Here is a 21,855-nt window from a genome sequence, read left to right as displayed (position 1 = left end):
ATCCCGATCGACAACCCAAGTGAGTCGTTCATGTTCCCCTCTTGTTTGGCCGCGAATTCGGCCTGGTGGTCACGATAGCGGCTTTGAGCGACCGAAACGGGGAGATCCCCCTAGTGGCGCAAAACCCCTAACGGTCAGTCCCCTAACACGTGGCCCGCAGAGGTGGGTTGCGCACCGATCACCGCCGCCCCGCCCGTCGATAGCATCGGGTCAAGCCATTTGGCTACCGCCGCATATATCTCTGCAATGGAAAGGAGGGTGTTCCATGGCAAACTCGCTACTCGACTTCGTGATGTCGTTGGTCCGCGACCCCGACGCCGCCGCAGCCTACGCTGCTGATCCGGGCCAGGCCATCGCCGACGCGCACCTTACCGACGTGACCAGCGTCGACGTGAACAATCTGATCCCCGTCGTCTCGGAATCGCTGTCGACGGCGCTGCCCACTACAGGCGGCGACGCCGTCATCGATGATCACGCCGGCAACGTGTGGGCCAGCGGCGCGGCAACCGCCGCGTTCGATGCCTTCGATGACCACGTGCCGGTCACCACGGTTGACGACGTGCACTCGGTGACGACCGAACTGGTCCACGATCCCGACCCAGGGCTGCAGTCAGGGGTCGACACGGTCTCCGACGTCGGCGTGCCCGACGTGGCGACGGTGGACGACGCGTCGCTGCACTTCGACGCCCCGGTAATCGACGATTCGCATCCCGTCGACGCACCGGTTCAGGATGACTGGAGCCATTCGGCCCCCGTCGAACACCATCTGGACGCCGATGCACCCAGCTTCGACATCTTCGACTAGTTCCACCAGCAACAGACAGAAATGCGCGGCCTTTCGAGGCCGCGCATTTCTGCGTTTCTGACCAGTACATATAGACGTCAAGTCCGACTGATCTACGGCGACCCCCAGCAACCCCCTAATCCCCTAACGAAGGCCCCACCATGATCCCGGGAGGCATGTGCGGAGGCAGGGGTTTCGACCCCGTTCCGGCGGGGTCGCCGGCTCCATAACGTAGTGATCAGTTCGCCGGACGGCCCGGCGACCAGACCACAGCAACACACACAGAAAAGGACCAAAACGAAATGACAAACGTGATCGACTGGATTCTCGACCTCTTCCGCGACCCGGTGCAGGCCCAGGCCTTCGTCAACGACCCCGACCGCGCTATGGCCAACGCCGGCGTTCAGGGCGTGACGGCGGCGCAGGTGAACGCAGTGGCCGCCACCGTGGCGCCCGCCGCGGTCATCCACGGCGACGGCAACCCGGTGCACGGCCTGCAGCAGGCCGTTGCCGAGACTCACGGCATCGCCTTCACGCCTCAGTACGCGCCGACCTTCGCTCCGGAAACTCAGGCGTTCAGCAACAACGACACGCTGAGCCACAACGACGTCCTGAGCAACAACGATCCCCACATCCTGAGCCCCGAGGCCGGCCATGACGTCCAACAGGGCGGTGTCAACCTCGACTTCGGTGACATCACCTTCGGCGACAAGAACACCGCGTCCGACGGCAGCGTGATCAACACCGGCAACGCAGGCGACATCCACAACACGAACGTCCACGGTGACGGGAACGTGACGGGTGACGGCAACGTCGGCGCCAACACCGGCGACATCCTCGCCGGCGAGGGTTCCACCGTCCAGGCCGGCGGCGTGGGCAACACCAGCGACAGCCATGGCAGTGTCACCAACAGCGGTGGCGGCGACGTCATCTCCGGCAACGAGGGTCCGGTCGTCAAGACCGGCGACATCGACGCCAGCGGCGGCAATGCAGCCGGCGGTAGCGGTGGCCACGGCGGAGGCATCCTCTCCGGTGGCGGCGGCGACGGCGGCGCTGCGGCCGGCGGTGCCGGCGGCACAGTGGTCATCGCTCCGACCCAGACCACAACGACCGACACTCATGGCGGTGACATCACCACTGTCGACACCCACGGCGGCAATATCGGCGGCAACGTCGACGCCAGCCACCACGACGACAACTCGGTGCACGTCGACAACAGCACGCATGACAGCCACAACGACAGCTCGGTGCACACCGACAACTCCGTGCACCAGAACATCGACACCCACGTGGACACCGGAATCCACTTCTGAGAGACAACGAAATAGCGCAGCTGGCGGGGACCGAACACAGGTCCCCGCCAGTTGGCACGCCTACCGTTGATAGAACGACGGCTCCGACTAAAGGGACCCCATGACGCAACCGAACGACCCCCGCAAGGTCAAGGTCATCGTTGAACTGATCGACCACGGCATCAAGATCGCCGAGGCGCAGGATCGCGGTGATCTGGTCGAGCGGTTGGGCCGCGCCAAGGAGCGGATCAGCGACCCGCAGATCCGGGTGGTGATCGCCGGGCAGCTCAAGCAAGGCAAAAGCCAGCTGCTCAATTCGCTGCTCAACGTTCCGGTTTCACGCGTCGGCGACGACGAGACCACGGTTGTGGCCACGATGGTGTCCTTCGGTGAACAAGCCACGGCCAAGCTGATTGTCGCCGGCGCCGACGAGGGTGAGCCCGACGCGATCGAGATCCCGATCGCCGACATCAAAAACGACCTCCGCCGTCACCCCGCGGCGGGCGGCCGCCGAGTACTGCGGATCGCGGTGACCGCGAACAGCCCGCTGCTCAAGGGCGGCCTGGTATTCGTCGACACCCCGGGCGTCGGCGGCCATGGCCAGCCACATCTGTCGGCCACGCTCGGCCTGCTGCCGGACGCGGACGCCATGCTGATGGTCAGCGACACCAGTCAGGAATTCACCGAGCCGGAGATGACGTTCATCCGGCAAGCTTTCGAAATATGCCCTGTCGCAACGATTGTCGCGACCAAGACGGACCTCTACCCGCACTGGCGTGCCATCGTCGAGGCCAACCAGGCCCACCTGCAGCGTGCGGCCCTGTCGATACCGATGATCCCCGCATCGTCGCTGCTGCGCAGCCACGCGATCCAGCTCAACGACAAGGAACTCAACGAGGAATCGAACTTCCCGGCCATCGTGAAGTTCCTCAGCGAAAAGGTGCTGTCCCGCGAAAACGATCGGGTCCGCGACCAAGTGCTCGCCGAGATCCGCTCGGCCGCCGAGCATTTGACGCTCGCCGCCGACTCCGAGCTGTCGGCGCTCAATGATCCCGAAGCCGGCGACCGGTTGCGGTCCGAGCTCGAGCGACGTAAGCAAGAAGCCCAGGACGCCCTGCAGCAGACAGCACTGTGGCAGCAGGTGCTCAACGACGGAATCGCCGACCTGACTGCTGATGTCGACCACGACCTGCGTGGCCGGTTCCGGGCCATCACCCAGCACACCGAGCACGTCATCGACACCACCGACCCGACACATCACTGGGCCGAGATCGGCGCCGAGCTGGAGAACTCGATCGCCACCGCCGTCGGCGACAACTTCGTCTGGGCCTATCAGCGCGCCGAGGTGCTAGCGGCCGAAGTGGCGCGCACATTCGTCGAGGCCGGCCTCGAGGCGGTCAAGATGCCGCAGCTCGACGCTCGTGAAATGGGCGCCAGCCTCGGCGAAATCAAGTCGCTGTCCAGGCTCGAGGCCAAGCCGATCAAGGCCGGCCACAAGGTGGTCACCGGTATGCGCGGCTCCTACGGCGGCGTGCTGATGTTCGGCATGCTGACGTCGTTCGCCGGGCTGGGCATGTTCAATCCGCTGTCGCTGGGCGCCGGTCTTCTGTTGGGCCGCAAGACCTACAAAGACGACATGGAGAACCGCATGATGCGGGTGCGCAGCGAGGCGAAGATGAACATGCGCCGGTTCGTCGACGACGTATCGTTCGTCGTCAACAAGGAATCACGCGACCGGCTCAAGGGAATTCAGCGCCAGCTGCGCGACCACTATCGCGGCATCGCGAACCAGACCACTCGATCGCTCAACGAGTCGCTGCAGAAGACCATCGCCTCGGCCCAGCTCGAGGAGAACGAGCGCAACACCCGCATCCGGGAACTCGAGCGGCAGCTCAACATTCTCAAACAGGTGACCGATCACGCGGTCAAGTTGGCGCCTGGCGCCTCCCAATCAGCCCCGCAACCCGTCGGGACCTCGTAAACCACCACCCGGGGGAGTCATCAATGTCGATCCTCGATTTCACGACCGACCTGTTCCGCGACCCAGCCAATCTGCGCTCGTTCGTCGACGATCCGAACAAGGCCCTGCACGACGCGGGACTGCCCGACGCGACCCCCGAGCAGGTACACGACCTGCTTCCCGTGGTGGCCGAGTCGATGCCGCCGGACCATCCGCTGCAGACCGTCGTTCACTCGCTCGATCCCGTTGCCGCGCTGCGGCAGTTGGACCTCGACGAGCTGGCCGCCGGCGCCCATGAACACCACCACGAAACCGCATTCATCGAGAAGGTGCTCGCCCCCGCCGAATGCCGGCCCGACGACGATGACGACCACGCGGAGACGATCCACGTCGGCCATTGGACCGTCGCCGACATCATCGAAAAGGGCCTCGGCGACGTCACGGATGATCCACTCACACCGCAGGTCGACGAGGGTCTTGGCGAAGACCACGCGGAGCCGGCGGACCACTACCCCGAACCCGACGAGGACCATGTGGGAGATCACGACCATGCCCTTCACGACGGCCCCGTCGACTTAGATATCAGCGCGGTGGGTTGGGGCAAGGCCATCGAGTAAGGCTGGGGCGCTTAAGCTGGAGCTTCCGCTGAGTGGGAGGACAGCCGAGGTAGCGCGACATGAGCACGAGCGATCAGGTGCGCGCGATCCTGGGCGGAACCATTCAGGCGTACCGCAACGATCCGGCCTTCCGCCATCGGCCCGACGTGCACAACGAACTCGAGCGCATCGGTTGGCGGCTCAACCAGCCGATCCGCATCGCCCTGGCGGGCACCCTCAAGGCCGGTAAATCCACCCTGGTGAATGCGCTTGTGGGCGAGGACATCGCGCCCACGGACGCCACCGAGGCCACCCGCATCGTCACCTGGTTCCGACACGGCCCCACCCCGAAGGTGACGGCCAACCACCGCGGCGGCCGACGCTCCAACGTCCCGATCGCCCGTGGGTCGAACGGTTCGGCTGGGCTGACGTTCGACTTCGCCAGCCTCGATCCCGAAGACGTCGCCGACCTCGACGTGGAATGGCCTGCCGCAGAGCTGACCGACACCACGATCATCGACACACCGGGTACGTCGTCGCTGAACCGCGACGTCTCTCAGCGCACCCTGCGGCTGCTGGTTCCCGAAGACGGCGTGCCACGCGTCGATGCCGTGGTGTTCCTGCTGCGAACGCTGAACGCAGCGGATATCGCGCTGCTCAAGCAGATTGGCGAGTTGGTCGGCGGGTCGGCGGGCGCGCTTGGGGTGATCGGGGTGGCATCACGCGCCGACGAGATCGGCGCGGGCCGTATCGACGCGATGCTCTCAGCCAAGGATGTCGCCAAACGGTTCACGGCCGAAATGGACAAGACCGGTATCTGCCAGGCCGTCGTCCCCGTCTCCGGACTGCTCGCGCTGACCGCCCGCACCCTGCGGCAAAGCGAGTTCGTCGCGCTGGAAAAACTCGCGGGGGTGGACGCGGCCGAGCTCACCAAGGCCATGTTGTCCGTGGACCGTTTCGTACGCGAGGACAGTTCACTTCCTGTCGACGCAGCCACCCGGGCCGCGCTGTTGGACCGGTTCGGCATGTTCGGCATCAGGATCTCGATCGCGGTTTTGCGTGCCGGTGTCAGCGATTCGGTGGCGCTTGCCGACGAACTGCTGGAGCGCAGCGGGCTGGTCGCGCTCCGTGACGTGATCGACCAGCAGTTCGCCCAACGCTCAGACTTGCTGAAGGCACATACCGCGCTGCTGTCGTTGCGGCAGTTCGTGCAGAACAATCCGATTTACGCGACGCGCTACATCATCGCCGACATCGACCCCCTGCTCGCCGACACGCACGCCTTCGAGGAGCTTCGGCTGCTGAGCGCATTGCGTTCGCGCCCAACGACGTTGAACGACGACGAGATCGCTTCGCTGCGCCGGATCATCGGCGGGTCGGGCACCGACGCGGCAAGCAGGCTCGGACTGCAGCCCGACGCGCCCTACGACGGGCCGCGGGCGGCTTTCGCTGCGGCGCAACGCTGGCGGCGCCGCGCCGACCATCCGCTCAACGACCCGTTCACCACACGTGCGTGCCGGGCGGCGGTGCGCAGCGCGGAAGCGTTGGTCGCCGAGTACGCCGCAAGGGGCCGTTAGTCCGAGCGCAGGCTCGCGGCGTGGTCGGCCTCGTGGGGACGGACACTGCTTGCGCCGCTGGACTCCACCATCCACCTGGTGACCTTGCCGTCGGGTCCCGTCAGTCGCCCCGACGACAGCGCCTGTGTGATCAACTCGCGGACCCGGCGCTCGTCGTTCGGCTCGGTCGCGAACAACACCCGTAGCCGAAGCGTGTCGTCGCTTGCGGGTGTCGCATCGGTGTGATGGGGAGCCAACGGGCACGGCGGCTCATGGTCCCAATGTCCGCACAGCGCAACGGTTATCGCACCGCCGGGGGCGCGTGAATCACCGCCCGGGTCGAGGGCGACGACAGCGTCGTGCGCGTATACGGCGCGGGTCATGGGGTGGGCGGCGGTGGCAGCGTGACGGTCTGTGTCACCGTGCTGGTGCTCGTACTCGTGCTGACGCTTGTACTGACGCTCGTCGTCGTCGTCGTCGCAGCCGTCGTGGTGGTGGTGGTGGTCGTCGTCGTCGGTTCCGTCGTGGTGGTCGTCGTGGTTGTGGTCGGCTCCGTGGTGGTCGGTTCGGTCGTCGCGGCGGTTGTCGTCGTCGGCGTGACCGACCGCGACGTCGAGGTCAGCGGCGTCAGGCTGGTCGGAGTCTGCGTGGCCGTGCCACCCGTGAGCAGTTCGGCCAGGCCCCACACGATGAGCGCGATGATCACCGCGCCGAGGGCACCGAACGCGACCAGCGCAGCCGGCTTGCGGTACCAGGGGACGGGTTCGCCAGGAGGCGGCCCGGGCGGGCCAGGCGGCTCGCCGTAGCCGCCCTGATTGCCGTAATTCGCGTAGGCGGTCGGCTCTTGATCTGAATAGTCGTTGGGGTCGGGAGGTCCGTAGCGCGCCACGGCCATTGATGTTAGGCGGTCAGGGCTGTGGATAGAGCGTGCGCGTCACATTCGTGCGCGGCCCGCGTCGCGTGGTGCTGGGCGCCGACTCGTCGCCGCTTGGCGGAGTGTATGGCCTGGTCCATGCGGTTCGGGTAGGGGTCGACGGGTCGGTGCTGCTCGACGTGTCGGAGGCGGAGGTGGTGGACGACGAGTTGATATCGGTCGTGACAGGCGGGCTGGTGCTGGTGATCGTCGCGGTCGTGGTCGGCGTGGAGCTGCCGGTGGCGGTAGCCGAGAACGACGGCTCGACGAAGTCGAGTGGGGCTTGATCCGGTTCGTTGAACTGGCGTGACACGAAGGTCACAGCGGCGATGAGGATGCCGACCAGCACGAGGCCGGCGACGCTGGCACCGACGACGGCCGGTGTGTGGTAGTGCCAGGGTATCGACGACGGCGTGCTGTCTTCGCCGTCGTCGTCGAGGTCCTGGCGGGCCATGGCGACCGATAGTAGCCGTGGGCCGCGCGCAGGTGCTTCTCAGCTGAACTGCGGGATGACCTGGCTGGCGAAAAACTCCACGTGGTCGAGGTCAGAGAGATCGAGCAGCTGCAGATAGACCCGTTGCACGCCGGCTTCTATATACGCGCCGAGTTTGTCGGCGATCTCGGCGGGCGTGCCGACAACGGGTGAGTTGCTGCGCAGCTCGTCGAGTTCCCTGCCGATCGCGCCTGCCCGCCGCGCGATCTCGGCGTCATCGCGTCCGGCGCACACCACGAATGCGGCCGAGTACGTCAGTGAGCCCGGCGATCGTCCGGCATCCGCCAGCGCCGAGGCGACCCGCCCGTATTGCGTCTTGAGGACGTCGATCGGCGCGAACGGGATGTTGAATTCGGCGGCGAACCGGGCCGCGAGCGCCGGTGTGCGTTTGGCGCCTCCGCCGCCGATGACGATCGGCGGATGCGGTGATTGCGCGGGTTTGGGCAAGGCGGGGGACTCGACGACGGTGTACTGCGTTCCGGAATAGTCGAACTTCTCGCCGACGGGTGTGGTCCAGAGCCCGGTGATGATGTGTAGTTGCTCGGTCAGCCGGTCGAATCGTTCGCCCAGCGGCGGGAACGGGATCGCGTAGGCCTGGTGTTCGGCCTCGAACCAGCCGGCGCCGATGCCCAATTCGACACGGCCGCCGCTCATTTCGTCGACTTGCGCGACGGAGATCGCCAGCGGGCCGGGATGGCGGAAGGTGGCCGAGGTGACCATCGTGCCGAGCCGGATCGACGACGTCTCGCGCGCGATACCGGCCAGCGTCACCCACGAGTCGGTCGGCCCGGGCAGGCCGTCGCCGCTCATTGCGAGGTAGTGGTCGGATCGGAAGAAGGCGGAATAGCCCGCGGCCTCGGCCGCGCGTGCGACCGCGAGTTGATCCGCGTACGTGGCGCCCTGCTGCGGTTCGACGAATACTCGGAAATCCACGACCGCCAGCCTAGAGGCGCGGCCAAAAGGTGTCAGCGACGGTGCGGCCGTCGCCGTGGTTGCGCACCCCGACGGCCGTCGACTCGCGGCTAGAGCCCGCGGCGGGCCGCGCGCACCGCGTCGACGATCGCGGCCTCACCATCGAAATCCAGGCGTACCGCGTCGCGGCCGGAGATGAACAGCAGCAGTTCGGCCGGTTCGCCGGTGATGGTGAGGCCAGTTCCACGGCCGGCGGTGGCCAGCTCCTTGCCCTGGGGCGTGCGCAGCGACACCCTCGCGGGCGCCTTGGCCAAAGTAAGACGGGCCATGATGGAAAGTCCGCGGCCCAGCGCCTTCACCGTCTCATCGTCGAGTGGCCTTGGCTCCCAATCGGATTGGGCGCGGCGGACGTCCTCGTGGTGGATGAACATCTCACCCATGTTCGCCACCGGGTCGAGAATCTTGAACGGCGAATACAGCGGCGGCCCGGACGCGACCTTGCCCAGTAGCTCGTCCCAATCGTTGTCGGCGGTGACCTGGCGCTGAACCTTCTCGGTGTAGCCGGCGAGAAACGGCACCATGACCCCTGCGGTGGCGTCCAGCCGACGTTCGCGCACCACCAGGTGGGCGGCGAGGTCGCGGGTGGTCCAGTCGCCGCACAGCGTGGGCGCGTCGGGCCCGACCGAGCGCATCGTCTCGACGAGTGCTGCGCGTTCACGTTGTGCTGCGGTCATTTCCAGAACTCCTCAGAACGCTTGGACGCCGTCGACTGCGACGGCCATGCCGTGGCCGGTGCGGTTGTTGGTGAAGCGGGTGCCGTCCTGGCCGGCGTCGATGGTCCAGCCGACAGCCGCATAGGTGCGGTAGTCGAGCGTGACCGCCGGGATGTCGCCCAAATTGCCGACCAGCCAGGTGACTTCACCGTTGGCACTCAGTCGCACACCGTTGGCGTGCATGCCATTCATCATTGGTGAGTTGGTGAACGCAGACTCGCAGCCGACCTCGTCGCTGCTGAGCTGGCAGCGTGTTTTGCCCGACTTCGTCTCGATGAACACATAGCCGTTCTCGGGTGGCAGCACCTCCGCGCCGGGTGTGGGCGCGCCCGTCGGAGTGATAGTGCGGGGCGGCGCGGCGGTCGGCCCGGTGGGTCGGCTGGTCGGAAAGCTGGGTTCGGTGGGCGATTGCGGGCTAGGCACCGGGTTTCCCTCGATGTTGGACTGGCAGCCCGATAGCAGCACGGCAAGAACGCATGCCGCTAGAAGCCGAGGTTTCACTCAGCGCCCGCCAGCGCCGCGTACCCGTCGGCGAGTGTCCGCAACTGAGCGGCGCCGTCGCCGGTATAGGACGACCCATGCATGATCGCCAGCGTAGCGGGGTTCAGGTCGGCGAGCTGCTGCAGCGTCGGGCCGAGGTTGGTGGTCAGACCGGTCGCGTGGAACAGCGCTTCGGCCTCCAATGCCGGTGCCACGCAGTCGGATTCGGTGATTGCAGGGCATTTTCCGGTATGGGTGAGTATGTCGCCGGCAAGCAGCGTCGACGTCGTCTCGTCGAACCACAGCGCGGCTTCCCAGTTGTGCGGCACGTGCGGGGTGGGGATGAAGCGCAGCCGGTGCCCGCCGATGTCGTGTATGTCGTCTTCTGGGGCCACCACGGGTGGGCGGTCGCACAAGTCGATCAGCGACACCATGCAGGCCAGCGCACCGTGGATGACTTCGGCGTTCGGAGCGGCGTCGAGCATCAGGTTCACCGCTCCGCATTCGTCGGCCTCGACGTGGCCGAACGAGATCCAGCGAAGCTTCTCCAGCGGTATGACCCGGTTGATGGCCTCCGACACCAGCGGGAACAACTGCCGATGGCCGCAGTGGAACAGGAACGGCTCGTCGCCCGTGAGCAGGAACTGGTTGAACGTGAAGCCGTGCTCGGTGACGTCGGGAACCCAGGTGGACAACCGGTAGATGTCGGTGCCGATTTCGTCGACTTTCGTCTCCATAGGCTCCATCGTGCGCCGATTTCTGCACCATGGTCGTGCTTTCGGCCCGTGAGCAGCCCTGGTGTAGAACTCGGCGAAGGGTCCGGGAACAAACTCCGAACAACTGCCGTTGTCCACATCGACAGTTGAGTGCTATAGGCTCAAGTCTGGCTTGACAGGGTAATGTCGCCCAGAGCAGTCTTGAGTGCGGTGCACTCAGACCCATAGAAGGACTATTCAGGAGGAAACACCATGGCTCGTGCGGTCGGAATCGACCTCGGGACCACCAACTCCGTCGTCGCGGTATTGGAGGGTGGCGACCCCGTCGTCGTCGCCAACTCCGAGGGCTCCCGCACCACGCCGTCCGTCGTCGCGTTCGCGCGCAACGGGGAGGTGCTGGTCGGTCAGCCCGCCAAGAACCAAGCGGTGACCAACGTCGACCGGACCATCCGTTCGGTCAAACGGCACATGGGCACCGACTGGTCCGTCGAGATCGACGGCAAGAAGTACACCGCGCAGGAGATCAGCGCGCGCATCTTGATGAAGCTCAAGCGCGATGCCGAGAGCTACCTCGGTGAGGACATCACCGACGCGGTCATCACCGTGCCCGCCTACTTCAACGACGCTCAGCGCCAGGCCACCAAGGAGGCCGGGCAGATCGCCGGCATGAATGTGCTGCGCATCGTCAACGAGCCGACCGCCGCGGCGCTGGCCTACGGGCTGGACAAGGGCGAGAAGGAACAGACCATCCTGGTGTTCGACCTGGGTGGCGGCACCTTCGACGTCTCGCTGCTGGAGATCGGCGAGGGCGTCGTCGAGGTCCGTGCCACCTCGGGTGACAACCACCTGGGCGGCGACGACTGGGACGACCGCATCGTCGAGTGGCTGGTCGACAAGTTCAAGGGCACGTCGGGCATCGACCTGACCAAGGACAAGATGGCCATGCAGCGGCTGCGTGAGGCCGCCGAGAAGGCCAAGATCGAGCTCTCGAGTTCACAGAGCACGTCGATCAACCTGCCCTACATCACGGTCGACGCGGACAAGAACCCGCTGTTCCTCGACGAGCAGCTGACCCGCGCCGAGTTCCAGCGCATCACGCAGGATCTGCTTGACCGCACCCGCAAGCCGTTCCAGTCGGTGATCGCCGACACCGGCATCTCGGTGTCCGAGATCGACCACGTCGTGCTGGTGGGTGGTTCGACGCGTATGCCCGCGGTCTCCGAGCTCGTCAAGGAAATGACCGGCGGCCAGGAGCCCAATAAGGGCGTCAACCCGGATGAGGTTGTCGCCGTTGGCGCTGCGCTGCAGGCCGGCGTCCTCAAGGGCGAGGTGAAAGACGTTCTGCTGCTTGATGTGACGCCGCTGTCCCTCGGTATCGAAACCAAGGGTGGCGTGATGACCAAGCTGATCGAGCGCAACACCACGATCCCGACCAAGCGGTCGGAGACGTTCACCACGGCCGACGACAACCAGCCGTCGGTGCAGATCCAGGTCTATCAGGGTGAGCGCGAGATCGCCGCGCACAACAAGCTGCTCGGCAGCTTCGAGCTGACCGGTATTCCGCCGGCTCCGCGCGGTGTGCCCCAGATCGAGGTGACCTTCGACATCGACGCCAACGGCATCGTGCACGTCACGGCCAAGGACAAGGGCACCGGCAAGGAGAACACGATCCGCATCCAGGAGGGCTCAGGCCTGTCCAAGGAAGAGATCGACCGGATGATCAAGGATGCCGAGGCGCACGCCGAGGAGGACCGCAAGCGTCGCGAGGAAGCCGACGTTCGCAACCAGGCCGAGTCGCTGGTGTACCAGACGGAGAAGATCGTCAAGGACCAACGCGACGCCGACGGCGGTTCGAAGGTCCCCGAGGACACGCTGAACAAGGTCGACGCGGCAATCGCCGAGGCCAAGACGGCGCTCGAGGGCACCGATATCTCCGCGATCAAGTCCGCGATGGAGAAGCTCGGCGTCGAGGCGCAGGGCTTGGGTCAAGCGATCTACGAGTCGGCGCAGGCCGACCAGGCCGCCGGTGGCGGTGCCGACGGCGGTTCGGCCGGGTCTTCGCAAGACGACGTCGTGGACGCCGAAGTTGTCGACGATGACAGGGAGACCAAGTGAGCCAGAGCGATTCGCACGAGCCGGTGACGGTCACCGACAAACGGCGTATCGATCCGGTGACCGGCGAAATACGTGAGGGCGCTGCCGGCCCGGCCCCTAGCGGGCCGGGTTCGGCAGAGTTCGCGGGTGAAACGCCAGAAGAGGCAGGCAAGGCCGCCGAGTTGCTCGCCGATCTTCAGCGCGTGCAGGCCGACTTCGCCAACTACCGCAAGCGGTCGTTGCGCGATCAGCAGGTGTCGGCCGAACGGGCCAAGGCCTCGGTCATCGCGCAGCTGCTGCCGGTGCTCGACGACCTCGAGCGTGCCCGCAGGCACGGCGATCTCGAGTCGGGTCCGCTGAAGTCGGTGGCCGACAAGTTGGTGACCGCCCTTGAGGGGCTTGGCCTTTCGGGGTTCGGCGAAGAGGGCGACGAATTCGATCCTGGGCTGCACGAAGCCGTGCAGCATGAGGGCGAAGGCACTCACCCGATCGTCGGCACCGTGATGCGACGCGGTTACAGGGTCGGTGAGCAGGTCGTCCGCCATGCCCTCGTCGGAGTGGTCGATACCGTGCCCGACGCTGACGAGCCATCGGAGGGGCCCGATAACAGCGACGAGGCGGCTGATCAACCCGCAGAATGAAACGACAATTGGAGAATAGGTAAGGAGGTGACGCGGTATGGCCCAGCGTGAATGGGTCGAAAAGGACTTCTACAAGGAGCTCGGCGTCTCCTCTGAGGCCAGCGCCGACGAGATCAAGCGGGCCTACCGGAAACTGGCCCGCGATCTTCATCCCGACACCAATCCCGACCCTGCCGCCGCCGATCGATTCAAGGCGGTGTCAGAGGCGCACAGCGTGCTGTCGGATCCGGCCAAGCGCAAGGAGTACGACGAAACCCGTCGGCTGTTCGCCGGTGGCGGCTTTGGCCGTGGCCGGTTCAGTGGCGGCGACTTCGGTGGATTCGGCGGCGATGGCGCCGAATTCAATTTGAACGACTTGTTCGACGCGGCCGGGCAGACCGGCGGTGCGAACATCGGTGACCTGTTCGGCGGACTGTTCGGTCGCGGCGCGCAGCCGCGGCCAAGCCGGCCGCGCCGAGGCAACGACCTCGAGACGGAAACCGAGCTGTCGTTCATGGAGGCCACCAAGGGTGTGGCGATGCCGCTGCGGCTCACCAGCCCGGCGCCGTGCACGAATTGCCATGGCAGCGGGGCACGTCCGGGCACCAGCCCCAAGGTATGCCCGAACTGCAACGGGTCCGGTGTCGTCAGCCGCAACCAGGGCGCATTCGGATTCTCCGAGCCGTGCACCGAATGCCGCGGCAGTGGCTCGATCATCGAGCACCCCTGCTCTGAGTGCAAAGGCACCGGCGTGACCACGCGCACGCGCACCATCAACGTGCGCATCCCGCCGGGCGTCGAAGACGGCCAGCGCATCCGTCTGGCCGGACAAGGCGAGGCGGGCCTGCGTGGCGCACCGTCGGGCGACCTGTACGTGACGGTACACGTCAAGCCCGACAAGGTGTTTGGCCGCGACGGCGACGATCTCACCGTCACCGTTCCTGTCGCCTTCCACGAATTGGCTCTGGGCACAACGCTTTCAGTGCCAACGCTGGAGGGCAAGGTCGGTGTCCGGGTGCCAAAGGGCACATCCGACGGCCGCATCCTTCGGGTGCGCGGACGCGGGGTGCCGAAGCGCTCCGGTGGTCACGGCGACCTGCTGGTCACCGTCAAGGTGGCGGTGCCGCCGAGCCTGGAAGGCGAAGCGCAAGAGGCGCTGGAGGCCTATGCAAAAGCCGAGCGGGCCAGCGGGTTTGACCCGCGTGCCGGATGGGCGGGTGCGTAATGTGCCGCGCACGCGAGGAGCACTAGATGGCAGCGAAGCGTTCCAACGACGAGGCCCGTACGTTTCTGATCTCGGTGGCCGCCGAGCTGGCCGGCATGCATGCGCAGACGCTGCGCACATACGACCGGCTCGGCCTGGTCAGCCCGGAGCGCAGCTCGGGCGGCGGCAGGCGCTACTCGCAGCACGACGTCGATCTGCTGCGAGAGGTGCAGCGGCTGTCGCAGGACGAGGGCGTGAACCTTGCCGGCATCAAGCGCATCATCGAGCTGACGAATCAGGTTGAGGCACTGCAGGCCCGGTTGCGCGAACTCGCCGACGAGCTCGAGCAAATGCGGGCAAGGCAGCGCCGCGACATCGCGGTGGTGCCCAAGAGCACAGCCGTCGTGGTGTGGCAGCCGCGCAACAAGCGCTAGAACGCCACAGCGGCGAAGCGGTCGACAGCGTCGACCTCGGGATTGAATTCCCGACTCCTACGGCTCGATCAGCTGATGCGACCTTGCTTGCGAGGTTCTTCGGTGAAATCACTTGTGAATCCGCAGATCTGGCATCCATTCCGCAGTCGTCAACATATGTGGCTCTTGTGCCGAGCAGCGCATCAACCTCATTCGAGCTCTCGTCGAGCCCGCACAACAAGCCTCAGGTGACCTTGATGCGGAACTGCGCGACGGCGGACTCGCCGGGCTTAACCTCGCGGTAGCCGCCGAGGCGCAGCGAATCCGTCGGCGCGGCCATCGGTTCGAAGCACACCACGTCGTCGTTGCCGGGCGCGAATACCTGTGCCGCGGTGTAACCCTCGTCGAAGTGCACCTCGATGCGACGATTGCCGCCCGAAAGCGCGAACATCGATCCGGGCTTCACTTCGTCAAACGCGTCGTCTAAGGACTTGTCGCCCAACGTTTCTGTGGTTGCCTCTCGCGGTTCCGTCGCGCCGGTGGGGATGCCCCACGCATTGACGGGATGGAACCGCATCGCCGGCGTTTCGATCTGCCACTGCGCCCGCGGCACGTCGGGCAGCTGCAAGTATGGGTGGAACCCGAAGCACATCGGCACCCGCGACCCGGTCGTCGCGCTGACGATTGTCTTCACCGTCAGCGTCCTGTTCTCCAGCGTGACGTCGAGCGTCAGCAGGTGGGGGAACGGGAACGTAGCCAGCAATCCGGGGCGTGCGGCGAAATCCAATTCGGCCGTCAGCTGCGACTCGAGCTGCGTCGTTACCTGCCAGTCGGGAAAGCCAGCCAACGTGCCGTGGATCGGCACGCCGTGCTGGTCGGTGCGCACGCCGCCGGTGCCTGGCGTCAACGTGACGACGGCGCCGTCGACGCCATAGCCGTTGCTGCTCAACCGGTTCGCCCACGGGTACAGGATCGGGATGCCCATCGTGCGGTGAGTGGATACATACGCCTGCAGACCGCGGCGCTGGCCGAGCAGTTCCACTCCGCCGTCAGACAGTGATGTGGCGACCATGCCGGCGTTGGGCACGTACGTCGCGGTGAGCGATGACGACGGGTCACGCAGCGTAACGAAATCAAACTCAGGCACGGTGATGATCCTGCCATGGATCAACTTGCGAGCGGATCGTGTTGTATGCGGTCTTCGGGCGCGCCCTTGGCGATCAGCGCGGCCTTGGTCGCCTCGACCATCTGCGGTCCGCCGCAGACCAGGATCTGCCGGTCCCCCCACCCGCCGTAACGCGTCACCACGTCGGCCAGCGTGCCCGTCTGCCGCACATGCAAACCGCGGGGCGGTGCAACGTCCGGATATTCGGCGGCCCACGGCGGGTCGGTGTTGTACTCCGATACCGGCGTCACCGACAGCCACGGGTTCGTCGAAGCGATCTGCCACAGCGTGCGCAGGTCGTAGAGCTCACTGGGATAGCGGGCGCCGAAGAACAGGTGCACCCGCGGATTATCGCCGTATCGAGTGAGGTCCATGATCAGCGTCCGCAGTGGCGCCAGACCCGTGCTGCCGGCGACCATCAGCACGTCGCCGCCGTCGCGGTCAATGTGCATACCCCCGTGCGGGTTGGACAGCCGCCACCGGTCGCCGGGCTTGGCTTCGCCGACGATCGCGGTGCTGACCATGCCGCCGGTGACCGAGCGCACGTGAAACTCGATGGCGCCGCCGCGGTCGGCGGGAATGGCCGGGCTGAGGTAGCGCCAGCGCCTCGGCCATTGCGGCACCTGAACCGTCACGTATTGGCCCGGGTGGTAGAACAGCGCCCGGTCGAGCTGCATCCGGATCACCGACACGTCACGTGTTGCGCGGATGTGGTCGATGACGGTGCCGTCGCAGAACGGCGGGCCCTTCTCGGCGTCGGCGGCGCCACGCATTATCCCGACGATCAGTGCCACCGCATCGCGTGCCGCGTCGGCCAGCTTGTCGTCCCAGCTTTCGACCAGGTGGGTGCGCAGCGTGGTGAGCAGCGCCTCTTGCATGGTGTCGTAATGCCGTTGGGTCACACCGTATTTGCGGTGGTCGCGGCCCAGCTGTGCGAGGAAGGCGACCGGCTCCTCCGCCCGCTGCGCGATCAGTTCGCCGAATAGCCAGGTCATGGCGTCGGCGAACGCGCTGCGTTGCGCATCCATATCAGGAGGGAACAGGTCACGCACCGAGATGTCGATCGCGAACCAGTTGGTGTAGAACAGCCGGATCAGTTCATCGGATCCCAACGCGGGGTCGACCGCGTCGCGCAGCATGCGCAGCGCGTCACGGTCGTCGAGTCCCACGCCGCCCGAGTCTAGGCGGGCGAATTCCTGCGCTGACGGACGGCAGCGATCGCTATCAGCGTCACACCGGCCAGCGTCCAGCAGGTCAGCACCAGAATCGCTGTCGCAGCTCCTGCGCCGTCGAAGAACGCGGTGGACCGCAACAGGGTGGCGTTGGCGCCCTGTGGCAACCATTGGCCCAGCGTTCCCCAGCCACTCGGCAGCATCTCGGGCGCGCTGTTGAGCCCGGACAGCGGGTTGCCCAGCAGCAGCGCCAGCAGCGCGCCGATCGCCAGTCCGACCCGCCCGAGCAGCGAGGCCAGGCCCAGCATCGACAACCCGGCGGCGAGCACGCCCAGCGTGAGTCCGGCCGCGACACCCCAGAAGTTCTGGTCGATGGATCCGAACACGTAGCGCAGCAGCGCGGCGATGGTGGTGCCCGCCACGGCGGCGAACACCACGGCGGCCGCGAACCGTGTCCACACCTCGCGCTTGAGCAGCAGCACCAGGGCGACCGCGGGCAGCAGACCGGCCAGGGTGATCGGCAGAGCCGATGCGGCCAGACCGGCGCCGCGCGGATCGTCGGCGGTCGGCGGCGCCAGGTCCTCGGTGCGCAGTTGCGCGCCGGTCTGCTGCGCGATGCCGTTGCCGACCTGAGTCAGCATCTGCGCGACCATCGGGCTGCCGCCAGTTGCAATGAGTAGAGTGCGGTCTTCCGGCGCCGCTTGGCCGGCGACATCGGAAACGGGGCCAAACGAGATGCCGCCGTAGACGTCTCGATTGCGGATCGCCTCGCGCAGCGCCGCCTGTCCTGGGTAGTAGGTGATCGCGAAGGCGCCGGGTGCGTGCTGTTCGAGCGTGTCGGCCACTTGCCCACTGGCGATCTGCGGTCCGGCCGCGCCGATCGGAACGTCGTGCGGCTTCGAGCGCGCTGCGGGAAGCGCGAAGGCAATCGCCAGGATCGCCAGCACGACCGTGAGGACGACGACGATGCCGGTGGCCCGGATGGCCGCAGGCGGTTCGTGGACGGGTGCCGCGTGGTGCGTGTTCCTCGCAAGCGAATCCGTGGTCATGATGAACCCTTTTCATCCTATGTTGAATTAATTGCCTGTTGGGAGCGTAACGCCGTCGGTCATATATTTCAACAGCGATTGAAATGATAGTGTCGATGTATGCCGTCACCAGCGAAGACGACAAGGCGAAGGGGTCGACGCCAGGGCAAACCTGTGTCCCGTGACGCCGTGCTGGCGGCCGCCAAACAGCGCTTCGCGGCCGAGGGTTATGAGAAGACGACGTTGCGGGCGATCGCGCAGGACGCACACGTCGACCCGTCGATGGTGCTGTATCTGTTCGGGTCGAAGCAGGAGTTGTTCCGGGAGTCGCTGCGGCTGATTCTCGATCCCGACGTGCTCGTCGCGGCTCTGACGGACGGTGCCGAACCCGACATCGGCACCCGGATGGTCCGCACCTATCTGCAGATCTGGGAGACGGCCGACACCGCCGCGAGCATGAGGGCGATGCTGCAGTCTGCGACATCGAACTCCGATGCCCAAGATGCGTTTCGCGGGTTCATGCAGAACTACGTACTGACCGCGGTATCGGGGGTACTCGGCGGAGGTGAGCACGCCCGGTTGCGTGCGATGCTCGCCGCAAGCAGCCTGGTGGGTACGGCTATGTTGCGCTACGTCATGATGGTTCCGCCGTTGGCGACGCTGTCGGGCGACGAGGTGGTCCGCCTGGTCGCGCCGACGGTGACGCGGTATCTCACCGCCGATGCCGAGGAGCTGGGCTTGCCGGGGCTATAACCCGTGAATTCCCTTGTACAGCACCAGAAGTCCGATCACGACAAGGATGGCCGCGACGAGCGTCGCGTGCTGGCGCTCCATCCAGTCCTTGAGACGCCGCAGCGGTTCGTCGAGCCGGTCACCGGAAACCGCGTAGGCCAGAATGGGAATCGCGACAGTCGAGCCGGCGACCGCCACATACCAAGCAACCGCCAGCCACGCATGTGTGCTTCCGAGTCCGGCAGTGCCTATCGCTAAACCCGCTGCGGCGCAGATGAATAACACCTTGGGATTGACGACAGTCAGTGCCAGGCCGGCACCGGCAGCCCGGAGAGGCGTGAGCTTGCCGAGGCTCTGCATCCACCCCGGCATGTGCTCGGATCGCTCGCGGGTCAGCCATCGGTAGAGGCCGAACACGATCAGCGCGGCGCCGACGACGATGCGCAGCCACGACGCCCATCCTGGCGGTTTGTTGCCGAGACCGCCGAGCAGGCTGGACACCTCGAGGAAAATCGCCGTCAGTGCGCCAAGGCCAACAAGCCAGCCGGCCAGAAACGCCAGGCCCGTCGGGCGCGGCCGCGGCGTATGTAAGACCAGGACCGCCGGGATGATGGACAGCGGCGACAGCGCGACGACCAGCGCCAGCGGAATGAGTTCGGTCAGCACTGACAGAAGGTAACAAGCACGAGGGCCGGCTGAGGGTGTTACTCGTGGTCGCCGGCGTAACGTGCGATGAATGCGGCTTCCGTCGCCGCGGCCTGTTCAGGCGTTGGGAAGGAAAGCCGGCGCTCCGCGAAGTCGCTGGCAGACGCGCTGTCCATACCCTGCAGGCGTAAGAGGCCGGCGACGAAGGTGTGGAGCGCAGCTCGCGCCTTGGTAGCGGCGACAGCTGTCACAGCCATAATCTCTTGCGCGAGTTCAGCTTCAGTCATCTTCGTCACGGTCTGCGATAGGCCCACGTGATGCACGCAACCGTTCAAATAGGTTGTCACAGTGACGGTTCCGGGCGGATTGGCCACCGTGAAGAGCGGGCCCTGCGAATTGTCGACCTCGTGCGTGTCGACGGGCGTGCATTCGTCGAGTGTGTCGACGGTTGGCCGTTCGTCTTCGTTGTGGATGGGCGAGAAATCGAGCGCGGCGGTGAGATCGGACTCTGGCGCAGCGTCTTCTGACGCGTGGCCCAGAAGGTCGTCAACCACTGTTAGCGGGGATGCATCTTGCCGTGGATCTTGGCGTGGATCTTGGCGCTGGCCTGCGCGTCAGTCTGGTCATATTTATCAGCTGCGGTGTTCAGCTTCTGGGAGAGATCGGTAGACACCGATTGGATCGAGGTGCACGCACTTCTGCGCGTGAGTTCGGCTGCGGCGACTGCGATGTTGGTTGGTGCGCAGATCAATCCGTGGTTGACCCACATGCACGCACTGACGCCGTCGGCGACGTTGGCTGCGGCCCCGATCTGGCTGGCGGCCTCGCCTTGTGTGGCGGACAGCTTGCGCACGCGGGCGGTGTCAACGCGCAACTCACCGGACAGCGTTTTCCCCTGTTCTGTTCAAAGCCCCTGGCACGCTCTTGTCTTCTTCGGACCGAGTGTCTACACGAACTGGTGCGCGCTCACCGTTCGCGCTACCCGATGCTGCTTGGGGCAGTTGCTGTTTGGTGGCGAACTGGTTCGTCGGCGATGGGGGCGTGCTCGCCGATCCGGAGCTCATCGTTCCGCCGAAGGCTGACGCCGGTGCGCCGCCGCTTGGTGTCCCGCTGGCTGGCGAGGAACCCGGTACTGACGGAACCGGTGTGCCCGGCGGTGTCGACGGCTGCGGGGGCGAGCTAGCGTTGGGGCTTTCGCTGCCCCTCGAAGGCACGGTCGGCGCAGGGCTCGACGGCACGGTCGGCACTTGGTTTGACGGGACGGTCGGCGCCGGGCCGGAGGGTACGGCTGGCGCATGTGGCGCAGGACTTGGCGGATTGGTTGGCGCACTGTTCGGTGCTTGCGAAGTAACCGGCGACGCCTCACCTGGCGAGCGGTCGGTGCGCTGCTCCGTGCCTGTCGAACGTGGTGCACCCCATAGACCGACTTCGTGTGTCCTCGTGTTCGGGTCCGGGTTGGCGGAGTTGTATGTGTCGATGGCCTTCCGTACCGACTTCGCGTTTTCCAGTGCGCGAGCGGCCATCTGAATCATCTCCGCTTGGCAGACCGGCACTGTCCCGCCGACGGCACCCAGCTGGATTCCCATGGAGATCTCCCAGCCCCAGACGGGAATTCGCATCGCGGCGAGTGCGGGCAAGATTGCGTAGCCCAACACAGTTCCGGCATGGTCCAGAATGTCGCGCGTCCCACTCAGCTGGTTCGCCTCGCACGAAACGATCTGATTCATTTCGAAATCAGCGTCCACCATCGTGCTGGCACGGTTCTGCTGCTTGGTGTTCTGGGCGGCGTACGCGTCGGATCCCGAACCTGTCCAGGTGCCGTCGGGCGAGGCGGACTTCAGCTTGTCGATGGTGTCGTTGAATTTTGAGCCGCCATCGCCGAAACTGTCGCCTTTCTCGGAATCTCCGAATCCGCACATCCAGTTCATGATCGTGATGGCGATCAGGCCGGCCTCGATCACCGGTGTCTCGCCAGCCTTACCCAGAAATGATTGCGCTGTACCCGCGGCGTCCGGACCCAGCCCTGCAAACCCCCATGGATCGCCTCCGTCGGCTGACTTCACATGGTCGGCGAAGCTCTGTATGTCGCCAAGGCTCCACAACAAGTCAAATGGGTTCATTTAGACGTTTTCCCCTTTTGCCGGTGTGAGCCTAACAAGGTCAACTGGGGTCACCACGCACCAATTTGGCGTCGCCACCGCGAGGAACGCGCGGCTAACGAGGAGGCTGTTGCGAACGCGGTCCTTGGTCCCAATGGCCGTGTGGCTTAGGGGTGTTCATTGCGGCGTGAACGGTTGTCAGCCATCC

General features: G+C 65.8%; 24 protein-coding genes. 10 read left to right on the top strand and 14 right to left on the bottom strand.

What is annotated here, in order from left to right; translation table 11 throughout:
- Positions 1 to 265 precede the first annotated feature (265 nt).
- The 5 genes from VJV41_RS16285 to VJV41_RS16265 all read left to right on the top strand — a co-directional run bounded on the left by VJV41_RS16285 (position 266) and on the right by VJV41_RS16265 (position 6,209).
- Positions 266 to 805, top strand: a complete 540-nt coding sequence (locus VJV41_RS16285; RefSeq protein ID WP_325335462.1) for an Rv0340 family IniB-related protein — start codon at positions 266 to 268, stop codon at positions 803 to 805.
- A gap of 281 nt (positions 806 to 1,086) precedes the next feature.
- A complete protein-coding gene (locus VJV41_RS16280; protein WP_325335460.1) occupies positions 1,087 to 2,097 on the top strand; it encodes an IniB N-terminal domain-containing protein in 1,011 nt (336 codons plus the stop codon).
- 100 nt (positions 2,098 to 2,197) lie between these two features.
- Positions 2,198 to 4,057, top strand: coding sequence for a dynamin-like GTPase family protein (locus VJV41_RS16275; RefSeq protein ID WP_325335459.1), 1,860 nt, complete (start codon positions 2,198 to 2,200; stop codon positions 4,055 to 4,057).
- Between the two features lie 23 nt (positions 4,058 to 4,080).
- Complete coding sequence (locus tag VJV41_RS16270) at positions 4,081 to 4,653, top strand: IniB N-terminal domain-containing protein (RefSeq protein ID WP_325335457.1); 573 nt, start codon at positions 4,081 to 4,083, stop codon at positions 4,651 to 4,653.
- A gap of 59 nt (positions 4,654 to 4,712) precedes the next feature.
- Positions 4,713 to 6,209, top strand: coding sequence for a dynamin-like GTPase family protein (locus VJV41_RS16265; RefSeq protein WP_325335455.1), 1,497 nt, complete (start codon positions 4,713 to 4,715; stop codon positions 6,207 to 6,209).
- On the opposite strand, the gene VJV41_RS16260 is transcribed toward VJV41_RS16265, so the two are convergent.
- The 7 genes from VJV41_RS16260 to VJV41_RS16230 form a co-directional block, all read right to left on the bottom strand.
- On the bottom strand, positions 6,206 to 6,571 hold the full coding sequence (locus tag VJV41_RS16260) for a hypothetical protein (RefSeq protein ID WP_325335453.1): 366 nt from the start codon (positions 6,569 to 6,571) through the stop codon (positions 6,206 to 6,208). The genes VJV41_RS16265 and VJV41_RS16260 overlap by 4 nt on opposite strands.
- On the bottom strand, positions 6,568 to 7,077 hold the full coding sequence (locus tag VJV41_RS16255) for a hypothetical protein (protein ID WP_325335451.1): 510 nt from the start codon (positions 7,075 to 7,077) through the stop codon (positions 6,568 to 6,570). The genes VJV41_RS16260 and VJV41_RS16255 overlap by 4 nt, the downstream gene beginning before the upstream one ends.
- A 19-nt stretch (positions 7,078 to 7,096) precedes the next feature.
- A complete protein-coding gene (locus tag VJV41_RS16250; protein ID WP_325335449.1) occupies positions 7,097 to 7,555 on the bottom strand; it encodes a hypothetical protein in 459 nt (152 codons plus the stop codon).
- A gap of 39 nt (positions 7,556 to 7,594) precedes the next feature.
- The gene (locus VJV41_RS16245; protein WP_325335447.1) at positions 7,595 to 8,527 is read right to left on the bottom strand and encodes an LLM class F420-dependent oxidoreductase; all 933 of its coding nucleotides are present in this window, start codon (positions 8,525 to 8,527) and stop codon (positions 7,595 to 7,597) included.
- An 89-nt stretch (positions 8,528 to 8,616) separates the two neighbouring features.
- Entirely contained in the window at positions 8,617 to 9,240 is a 624-nt protein-coding gene (locus VJV41_RS16240) for a TIGR03085 family metal-binding protein (RefSeq protein ID WP_325335445.1), read from the bottom strand.
- Positions 9,241 to 9,252: 12 nt separating this feature from the next.
- Positions 9,253 to 9,780 (bottom strand): hypothetical protein, encoded by a 528-nt coding sequence (locus VJV41_RS16235; RefSeq protein WP_325335443.1) that lies wholly within the window; start codon positions 9,778 to 9,780, stop codon positions 9,253 to 9,255.
- Entirely contained in the window at positions 9,777 to 10,496 is a 720-nt protein-coding gene (locus VJV41_RS16230) for an MBL fold metallo-hydrolase (protein ID WP_325335441.1), read from the bottom strand. The genes VJV41_RS16235 and VJV41_RS16230 overlap by 4 nt, the downstream gene beginning before the upstream one ends.
- A gap of 231 nt (positions 10,497 to 10,727) precedes the next feature.
- Between VJV41_RS16230 and dnaK the strand changes: the two genes are divergently transcribed.
- From dnaK to VJV41_RS16210, 4 genes are read left to right on the top strand one after another with little or no spacing between them, the layout of a single operon-like run.
- Positions 10,728 to 12,590, top strand: coding sequence for a molecular chaperone DnaK (gene dnaK / locus VJV41_RS16225; protein ID WP_325335439.1), 1,863 nt, complete (start codon positions 10,728 to 10,730; stop codon positions 12,588 to 12,590).
- Entirely contained in the window at positions 12,587 to 13,210 is a 624-nt protein-coding gene (grpE, locus tag VJV41_RS16220; RefSeq protein WP_325335438.1) for a nucleotide exchange factor GrpE, read from the top strand. Before dnaK ends, grpE begins: the two co-directional genes overlap by 4 nt.
- Positions 13,211 to 13,247: 37 nt before the next feature.
- Positions 13,248 to 14,414, top strand: a complete 1,167-nt coding sequence (gene dnaJ / locus VJV41_RS16215; protein ID WP_325335436.1) for a molecular chaperone DnaJ — start codon at positions 13,248 to 13,250, stop codon at positions 14,412 to 14,414.
- Between the two features lie 26 nt (positions 14,415 to 14,440).
- A complete protein-coding gene (locus VJV41_RS16210; protein ID WP_325335434.1) occupies positions 14,441 to 14,827 on the top strand; it encodes a heat shock protein transcriptional repressor HspR in 387 nt (128 codons plus the stop codon).
- 223 nt (positions 14,828 to 15,050) lie between these two features.
- Here the strand turns inward: VJV41_RS16210 and VJV41_RS16205 are convergent, their stop codons facing one another.
- Genes VJV41_RS16205 through VJV41_RS16195 form a run of 3 tightly spaced genes read right to left on the bottom strand, consistent with a single transcriptional unit; the run spans position 15,051 to position 18,192 of the window.
- Positions 15,051 to 15,953 carry an aldose 1-epimerase gene (locus tag VJV41_RS16205; RefSeq protein WP_325335432.1) on the bottom strand — a complete coding sequence of 301 codons (903 nt, stop codon included), beginning with the start codon at positions 15,951 to 15,953 and terminating at the stop codon, positions 15,051 to 15,053.
- A 20-nt stretch (positions 15,954 to 15,973) separates the two neighbouring features.
- Positions 15,974 to 17,140, bottom strand: coding sequence for an FAD-binding oxidoreductase (locus VJV41_RS16200; protein WP_325335430.1), 1,167 nt, complete (start codon positions 17,138 to 17,140; stop codon positions 15,974 to 15,976).
- Positions 17,141 to 17,151: 11 nt separating this feature from the next.
- Positions 17,152 to 18,192: an ABC transporter permease gene (locus VJV41_RS16195; protein WP_325335428.1), complete on the bottom strand. Its 1,041-nt coding sequence runs from the start codon at positions 18,190 to 18,192 to the stop codon at positions 17,152 to 17,154.
- Positions 18,193 to 18,291: 99 nt separating this feature from the next.
- Here VJV41_RS16195 and VJV41_RS16190 point away from each other — a divergent pair, with 99 nt between their 5' ends.
- On the top strand, positions 18,292 to 18,924 hold the full coding sequence (locus tag VJV41_RS16190; RefSeq protein ID WP_325335426.1) for a TetR family transcriptional regulator: 633 nt from the start codon (positions 18,292 to 18,294) through the stop codon (positions 18,922 to 18,924).
- Here the strand turns inward: VJV41_RS16190 and VJV41_RS16185 are convergent.
- The 4 genes from VJV41_RS16185 to VJV41_RS16170 are packed head-to-tail and all read right to left on the bottom strand — an operon-like array spanning position 18,919 to position 21,668.
- Positions 18,919 to 19,569 carry a GAP family protein gene (locus VJV41_RS16185; RefSeq protein WP_325335425.1) on the bottom strand — a complete coding sequence of 217 codons (651 nt, stop codon included), beginning with the start codon at positions 19,567 to 19,569 and terminating at the stop codon, positions 18,919 to 18,921. The genes VJV41_RS16190 and VJV41_RS16185 overlap by 6 nt on opposite strands.
- A 38-nt stretch (positions 19,570 to 19,607) precedes the next feature.
- Positions 19,608 to 20,102 carry a YbaB/EbfC family DNA-binding protein gene (locus tag VJV41_RS16180; protein WP_325335423.1) on the bottom strand — a complete coding sequence of 165 codons (495 nt, stop codon included), beginning with the start codon at positions 20,100 to 20,102 and terminating at the stop codon, positions 19,608 to 19,610.
- 2 nt (positions 20,103 to 20,104) lie between these two features.
- The gene (locus VJV41_RS16175) at positions 20,105 to 20,401 is read right to left on the bottom strand and encodes an ESX-1 secretion-associated protein (protein WP_325335421.1); all 297 of its coding nucleotides are present in this window, start codon (positions 20,399 to 20,401) and stop codon (positions 20,105 to 20,107) included.
- A gap of 22 nt (positions 20,402 to 20,423) precedes the next feature.
- Positions 20,424 to 21,668 (bottom strand): EspA/EspE family type VII secretion system effector, encoded by a 1,245-nt coding sequence (locus tag VJV41_RS16170; protein WP_325335419.1) that lies wholly within the window; start codon positions 21,666 to 21,668, stop codon positions 20,424 to 20,426.
- Positions 21,669 to 21,855 lie beyond the last annotated feature (187 nt).

Origin of the sequence: Mycobacterium sp. (assembly GCF_035274705.1) — a bacterium.
In the GTDB taxonomy this organism is placed as follows: Bacteria; Actinomycetota; Actinomycetes; order Mycobacteriales; family Mycobacteriaceae; genus Mycobacterium.
Note: the sequence above shows the minus strand (reverse complement) of the source record. Positions and strands in the feature narration are given on the sequence as shown.

What these genes read in the sequence shown, in the direction of transcription:
- VJV41_RS16190 (WP_325335426.1), top strand. Translation starts at nt 18,292, where the DNA reads ATGCCGTCACCAGCGAAGACGACAAGGCGAAGGGGTCGACGCCAGGGC.
- VJV41_RS16210 (WP_325335434.1), top strand. Translation starts at nt 14,441, where the DNA reads ATGGCAGCGAAGCGTTCCAACGACGAGGCCCGTACGTTTCTGATCTCG.
- VJV41_RS16230 (WP_325335441.1), bottom strand. Translation starts at nt 10,496, where the DNA reads ATGGAGACGAAAGTCGACGAAATCGGCACCGACATCTACCGGTTGTCC.
- VJV41_RS16240 (WP_325335445.1), bottom strand. Translation starts at nt 9,240, where the DNA reads ATGACCGCAGCACAACGTGAACGCGCAGCACTCGTCGAGACGATGCGC.
- VJV41_RS16250 (WP_325335449.1), bottom strand. Translation starts at nt 7,555, where the DNA reads ATGGCCCGCCAGGACCTCGACGACGACGGCGAAGACAGCACGCCGTCG.
- VJV41_RS16260 (WP_325335453.1), bottom strand. Translation starts at nt 6,571, where the DNA reads ATGACCCGCGCCGTATACGCGCACGACGCTGTCGTCGCCCTCGACCCG.
- VJV41_RS16170 (WP_325335419.1), bottom strand. Translation starts at nt 21,668, where the DNA reads ATGAACCCATTTGACTTGTTGTGGAGCCTTGGCGACATACAGAGCTTC.
- dnaK (WP_325335439.1), top strand. Translation starts at nt 10,728, where the DNA reads ATGGCTCGTGCGGTCGGAATCGACCTCGGGACCACCAACTCCGTCGTC.
- VJV41_RS16265 (WP_325335455.1), top strand. Translation starts at nt 4,713, where the DNA reads ATGAGCACGAGCGATCAGGTGCGCGCGATCCTGGGCGGAACCATTCAG.
- VJV41_RS16275 (WP_325335459.1), top strand. Translation starts at nt 2,198, where the DNA reads ATGACGCAACCGAACGACCCCCGCAAGGTCAAGGTCATCGTTGAACTG.
- VJV41_RS16285 (WP_325335462.1), top strand. Translation starts at nt 266, where the DNA reads ATGGCAAACTCGCTACTCGACTTCGTGATGTCGTTGGTCCGCGACCCC.
- VJV41_RS16280 (WP_325335460.1), top strand. Translation starts at nt 1,087, where the DNA reads ATGACAAACGTGATCGACTGGATTCTCGACCTCTTCCGCGACCCGGTG.
- dnaJ (WP_325335436.1), top strand. Translation starts at nt 13,248, where the DNA reads ATGGCCCAGCGTGAATGGGTCGAAAAGGACTTCTACAAGGAGCTCGGC.
- VJV41_RS16270 (WP_325335457.1), top strand. Translation starts at nt 4,081, where the DNA reads ATGTCGATCCTCGATTTCACGACCGACCTGTTCCGCGACCCAGCCAAT.
- VJV41_RS16195 (WP_325335428.1), bottom strand. Translation starts at nt 18,192, where the DNA reads ATGACCACGGATTCGCTTGCGAGGAACACGCACCACGCGGCACCCGTC.